Genomic DNA, 5,560 nt, shown 5'->3' on the forward strand with positions numbered 1-5,560 from the left:
GAAGGAACGGAGAGCGCAGCCGCCGCTGCAGACTCCGGAACGCGCGACTCTCGTGCTGTGTGCCCTGCGTCGTGCCTGCCGTGCCTGCTGTGCCTGCCGTGCTTGCCGTGCCTGCCGTGCTTGCCCACATGGCGTTGTCGGTCATCTGCCGGCCCTTCACCCGAAAATCGAGACACGCTCGGTCCGTTGCACATCTACTCGTCAGGCTTCCGCGCGGCGGCGGCATGTCAAGGTCGCCGATGCGACACCGGCCGTCCCCCGCGGCGCGGGGGACGGGCGCGGTCAGCCGTGGTCCGCGCAGCAGGGCGTCGGCTCCGGCTCCTCGAACGGGACCAGGACGCCGCCCGCCGCCGGCATCGCCGCCAGCACGAGCCGGCCCTCCTGCCACTGGGGGCGTACGTGGCCGCGGGTACGGACCCGCTGGGACGGGTCGGCGGCGGGCGACGGGGCGCCCAGGACCGCCACCCGGTCCACCGCGCAGCCCGCGAGCAGCGCGGCCACCGTCAGGGTGCCGGTCAGCGCGCGGGAGCCCGGATAGCGCACGGCTCGCCCCGCGCGCCGAAAGGCGTGCTCCCCGGCCGCGTGCGCGGCGCTCCCGGCCAGCTCCGCCGGGCCGTGCCGGAGGGAGCCCAGCGCGGCGCCGGCCGCCGCGCCCTCCCGGTGGGAGGTGAGCCGGTGCCAGGCGGCGCGCGCCGCGTCCTCGTCCGGCAGCGCGAAGGACAGGGCGATCCGCGGGCGGCCGGTGCGCACCAGGTGCGTGGCGGCGTAGCCCGCCTCCGGCAGCGCCAGCCCCGCGGCCAGCTCGGTCAGCAGGTGGTCGGCGGCGCGCAGGTCGGCGAGGTCCCCCGGGTCGACGCCGAGCACGCACCGCGCGCGCGGACCGCCGGTCACGCGGGCAGGACCCAGCCCGGGTTGGCGTAGAACCACAGGTCCCGCCACGGGTCCGCGTCGCCGACAACGTCCATGGCGGGCCCGTGCGGATCGGCCGAGGCGCCCATCAGGCCGGGTGCGGAGCGGTTGCCGTCGGTGCCGCGCAGCCGCACGTACAGCGGGCGGTCCACCGTGCCGAGGGAGTAGGTGAGCCGGATCCGGCCGGAGCGCTCGCTCACGTCGTAGGACCGCACCACCTTCGCCGTCGGCGCCTGGAAGGTGTCCTTGTCCTTCACCTCCCCGGTGACGTCGCCCTGGATGACGTCGACGCGGGCCAGGCGCGGGACGAAGCCGGCCCAGTTGGGGGTGTCGGCGAGCGCGATGTCGACGGTCAGCGTCACCTTCGTGCCGCGCCGCACATGCAGCGCGCCGCCCAGCGTGGCCCGGCGTCCGCCGCCCGTGACCCGCACGTCCAGCCCGCCGACGAGCCGGCCGTGGTCGACCCAGACCCGCCCGGCGCGGATGCCGGCCATGACGGCGGCGTACGAGAACCGCTCGGCGCCCACGTGCGTACGGCTGTACTGGCCGGGCCAGTAGTCGCCCTGGGCGAGGTCGAGCTTGCCGGCGTAGACGGGGTCCTCGTACCTGCCGTTCTTCTCGAAGTCGGAGTGCGGGCCGCGCGCCGCGGTGTCCGCGTAGACGTTGTGGGAGTCGGAGTTGGCGGTGATCCACCAAGGCTTGCCCTCGGCGAGCAGGCTGTCCCACAGGCCGCCGACGGTGGCGGTCATCCAGTCGAAGCCGCCCCAGGTGCGGTAGCTCTCCAGCGGGTAGCCGGGGAAGGAGTTCGCTCCGGGGCTGTTGTCGTAGAGGCCGCGGGCCCGGCCCATGCCGTACGCCTTCTCGATCCCCGCCGCCTGGTGGCCGGGCGCGCCCTCCATGCCGACGGCGATCCGGTGCCGGGCCGGGGTCGCGTCGCGCCAGGCGCGGACCTCGTGCGGGGAGTCGATGCCCTTGCGCGCCGGGTGGTTGGCCAGCATCAGGATGTCGCGGACGCGGCGCCGCCTGACCTGGTCGGAGAGGAAGTCGAGGCCGGAGACGGCCAGCGCCTCGTTCTTGGGGGTGGAGTCGCCCGCGCCCCGCACGCTGCCGTCGTAGTCGGTCTCGAACTCCTTGAGGACGGCGACCTCGTGCCGTCCCGGATGCACGAAGACGGTGCCGTGCTCGGCGGCCGGGATGTTCCACTCCAGCCCCTGGAAGACCAGGGTGTCCTCGTACTCCCTGCGGGCCTCGCGGATGTCCGGGTTGACCTTCTCGACGCCGATCTTCGCGTGGGTCTCGTTGCCGTGGTCGGTGATGACCATCCAGTCCAGCCCGTGCCGGGCGCCCTGGCGCACCTGGTCGGAGACCCGGTACTTGCCGTCGGGGCTGTACTGGGTGTGGATGTGGTGATCGCCCGCCAGCCAGTGGAAGCCGTGTCTGCGGCGCCCTCCCCGGCCGCTGTCCGCTGCGGACGCGGCCGGGGCTGCGAGCACGCTGCCCGCCGTCAGGCCCGCGCCGAGCAGCCCGGCGCTCCGCAGCATGCCGCGGCGCGACAGCTCCTCGGGGCTCAGGGCCTCGTCCGGCACCGAGGTGTCGAACGAGGCCGGGAGGGGCCCGTCCTCGTGGTGGTGGTCACCGTGGTGGTGGTCGCCGTGATGGTGATGGTGCTGGCCCATGGCCGCTCCCTTGTTCGCCTTCTCACCCTGCGGAACGGAGCTTTCCGCTGTGAGGTGAACGGCGAACGACAGTCCCGGTAAGCAGGGGTTGCTCTCCTGGACTTCGCGCGCACAGGTGCCCCGTCAGGGGCGCGGGCCGCACCCCGGGGCGCCGCCCGAGAGCTACGGCACCACCACGATCTTCCGCCCCTCCCCCGCCGCGAACTGCTCCAGCGCGGCGGGATAGCTCTCCAGCGGCAGCCGGTCGGAGATGAACACGTCCGGATCCAGCACCCCGCCGGCGAACAGCTCGGCGGCCCGCTCGTAGCTGTGCAGCACGGCCATGGAGCCGGTGATGGTGATCTCCTGGTTGTAGATGCGGTACGGCTCGATCGTGGCGGTCGTCGCGTAGTCCGCCACCCCGAACTGGAGGAAGGTGCCCGCCTTCGCGACCCGGCCGAGCCCGTCCTGGATCGCGGCGGCGTTGCCCGTCGCGTCCACCACCAGGTCCCAGCCCCCGCTCCGGGACCGCTCCAGCTCGTCGGCCACCGCGGCGGTCGCCGTGCAGCCCAGCCGGCCGGCGGTGGCGAGCCGCTCGGGGTTGAGGTCGAGGACGTCGACGCTGGCCGCTCCGGTCCGCTTGGCGAGCTCCAGCATCATCAGGCCCATGGTGCCGGATCCGTAGATCAGCACGTGCGAGCCCAGCTGGGAGCGGAGCACGTCGTAGCCGCGTACCGCGCAGGACAGCGGCTCGATGAGGGCCGCGTCCTGGGTGCGGATGTGCTCGGGCAGCTTGACGCAGTTGGCGGCCGGGGCCACCGCGTACTCCGCGGCGCCGCCCGCCGTGGACACGCCGATGGCCGCCCAGCGTTCGCAGAGGTTGTTGTGGCCGGTGCGGCAGTAGCGGCACTCGTAGCAGTAGAGGGAGGGGTCCACCGCGACCCGGTCGCCCTCGGCCAGCCCCGTCACCTCGCCGCCGGCCGCGACGACCTCGCCCGCGAACTCGTGCCCCGGCACCAGCGGCAGCGACGGCGCGAACTCGCCCTGCAGGATGTGCAGGTCCGTACCGCACAGTCCGCACGCGGCGACCTTGACCACCACGTCCCGGGGGCCGGGGGTCGGGTCGGGCACCGTGGTCACGGCGACCTTCCCCACGGATTCGACAAGTGCGGCTTTCATTTCACTGCTCCTAGCGACAGGCCCTGGACCAGTTTGTCCTGGGCGGCGAACCCCGCGGCGAGCACCGGCAGGGAGATCACGAGCGACGCGGCGCACACCTGCGCCAGGAACAGGCCCTGGCTGGTGATGAATCCGGTCAGGAAGACGGGCGCGGTCTGGGCGACGACGCCCGTGAGGACCCGCGCGAAGAGGAGTTCGTTCCAGCTGAAGATGAAGCAGATCAGCGCGGTCGCGGCGATGCCGGGCGCGGCGATCGGGGCGATCACCCGCAGCAGGATGGTGGGCAGCCGCGCCCCGTCGATGCGCGCCGCCTCGATCAGCGCCACCGGCACCTCGGCGAGGAACGACTGGCACATCCACACCGCGATCGGCAGGTTCATCGAGGTGTAGAGGATGACCAGCAGCCAGATGTTGTCCAGGAAGCCGGTCTCCTTGGCGAACAGGTACAGCGGCAGGATGCCGGCCACGATCGGCAGCATCTTGGTGGAGAGGAAGAAGAACAGCACGTCGGTCCACTTGCGTACGCGCCGGATGGACAGCGCGTACGCCGCCGGGAGCGCCAGCAGCAGCACGCACACCGTGGAGACGAGCGAGGCGGTCAGCGAGTTGGCCAGCGCGAACCAGGGTTTGGCGCCGCCGTCGGCGCCGAAGAACGTGCGGTAGCCGTCGAGGGTGAGCGGCGCGGCGAGGGAGGGCGGGTTGGTGGCGGCGTCCGACTCGGAGTGGAAGGAGGTGAGCACCATCCACAGCAGCGGCGCGGCGAAGAGGAGCGCCACGACCCAGGCGAGCAGCCCGAGCGCGGCTCCGCGCGTGCGCCGGCTCCTGCCTGAGTCCGGCCGTGCGTCGCCCCGTCCGGTCCTCCGCGCCCCGGTGTCCGGCCGCTGGGCGCTGCGGGTGGTCTGGGTGGTCCCTGCGAGCGTCATGACGCGTACCCCTCTTCCCGGAACAGCGACGAGACCACCCGCAGCGCGACCGTCGCGACGATGAGCGAGCCGATGACCACCAGGACGCCGGCCGCGGAGGCGACGCCGTACTCGTGCCCCTGGTAGAAGGTCTCGTAGACCGTGTACGGCAGGTTGGCGGTGCCGAGGCTGCCGGAGGTGAGGGTGAAGACGGCGTCGAAGTTCTGCACGATGTAGACGGTGCCGAGCAGCGCGCCCAGCTCCAGATAGCGGCGCAGATGCGGCAGGGTGATGAAGCGGAAGATCTGGAAGGCCCCGGCCCCGTCCATCCGGGCCGCCTCGATCGCGTCGGCCGGGCGGCTCTGCAGCCCCGCGAGCAGGATCAGCATCATGAACGGCGTCCACTGCCAGATCAGCGAGACCTCCACGGCGGTGAGCGGCATCTCGGTGATCCAGTCGGGCTGTGGGGCGCTGTCTCCGAACAGGCCGTTCAGCACGCCGTTGAACAGCCCGTACTCGGGGTTGTAGAGCACGTGCTTCCACAGCAGCGCCGACGCGACGGGCACCACGAGGAACGGCGCGATCAGCAGCGTGCGGACGGCGCCGCGGCCCCGGAACTTCCGGTCCAGCAGCAGCGCGAGCAGCAGCCCGAGCACCAGGCTGGCCAGGACGACGACCGAGGTCAGCACGATGGTGGTGAGGACGGACTCGCGCAGGTCCGGGTCGGTGAGCACCTCCCGGTAGTTCGCGAGGCCGCCGAACTCGCGGGCCTCGGGGTAGAGCGCGTTCCAGTCGATGAACGAGAAGACCAGCGTCGCCGCCATCGGCAGCTGGGTGACGATGATCAGGAAGACCAGCGCGGGCAGCAGCGGCACGCGCCGCAGCCAGCGCTCCCGCGCCGCCGAGCGCTGCGAC

Annotated in this window: 5 protein-coding genes; all 5 read right to left on the reverse strand. The window is 72.7% G+C overall.

The annotated features are described in order from the left end of the window. Positions 1 to 282: 282 nt before the first annotated feature. Positions 283 to 891 (reverse strand): hypothetical protein, encoded by a 609-nt coding sequence (locus tag G5C65_RS30095; RefSeq protein WP_338146736.1) that lies wholly within the window; start codon positions 889 to 891, stop codon positions 283 to 285. Beyond that, positions 888 to 2,585 carry a PHP domain-containing protein gene (locus tag G5C65_RS30100; RefSeq protein ID WP_165302211.1) on the reverse strand — a complete coding sequence of 566 codons (1,698 nt, stop codon included), beginning with the start codon at positions 2,583 to 2,585 and terminating at the stop codon, positions 888 to 890. Before G5C65_RS30100 ends, G5C65_RS30095 begins: the two co-directional genes overlap by 4 nt. 162 nt (positions 2,586 to 2,747) lie before the next feature. Next, positions 2,748 to 3,743 carry a zinc-dependent alcohol dehydrogenase family protein gene (locus G5C65_RS30105; RefSeq protein WP_165302212.1) on the reverse strand — a complete coding sequence of 332 codons (996 nt, stop codon included), beginning with the start codon at positions 3,741 to 3,743 and terminating at the stop codon, positions 2,748 to 2,750. After that, a complete protein-coding gene (locus G5C65_RS30110; RefSeq protein WP_165302213.1) occupies positions 3,740 to 4,666 on the reverse strand; it encodes a carbohydrate ABC transporter permease in 927 nt (308 codons plus the stop codon). The genes G5C65_RS30105 and G5C65_RS30110 overlap by 4 nt, the downstream gene beginning before the upstream one ends. Then, positions 4,663 to 5,560, reverse strand: an 898-nt coding sequence (locus G5C65_RS30115) for a carbohydrate ABC transporter permease (protein WP_165302214.1), incomplete at its 5' end; no start/stop codon positions are given. The genes G5C65_RS30115 and G5C65_RS30110, both read right to left, overlap by 4 nt.

This window comes from Streptomyces boncukensis, assembly GCF_011045075.1.
In the GTDB taxonomy this organism is placed as follows: Bacteria; Actinomycetota; Actinomycetes; order Streptomycetales; family Streptomycetaceae; genus Streptomyces; species Streptomyces boncukensis.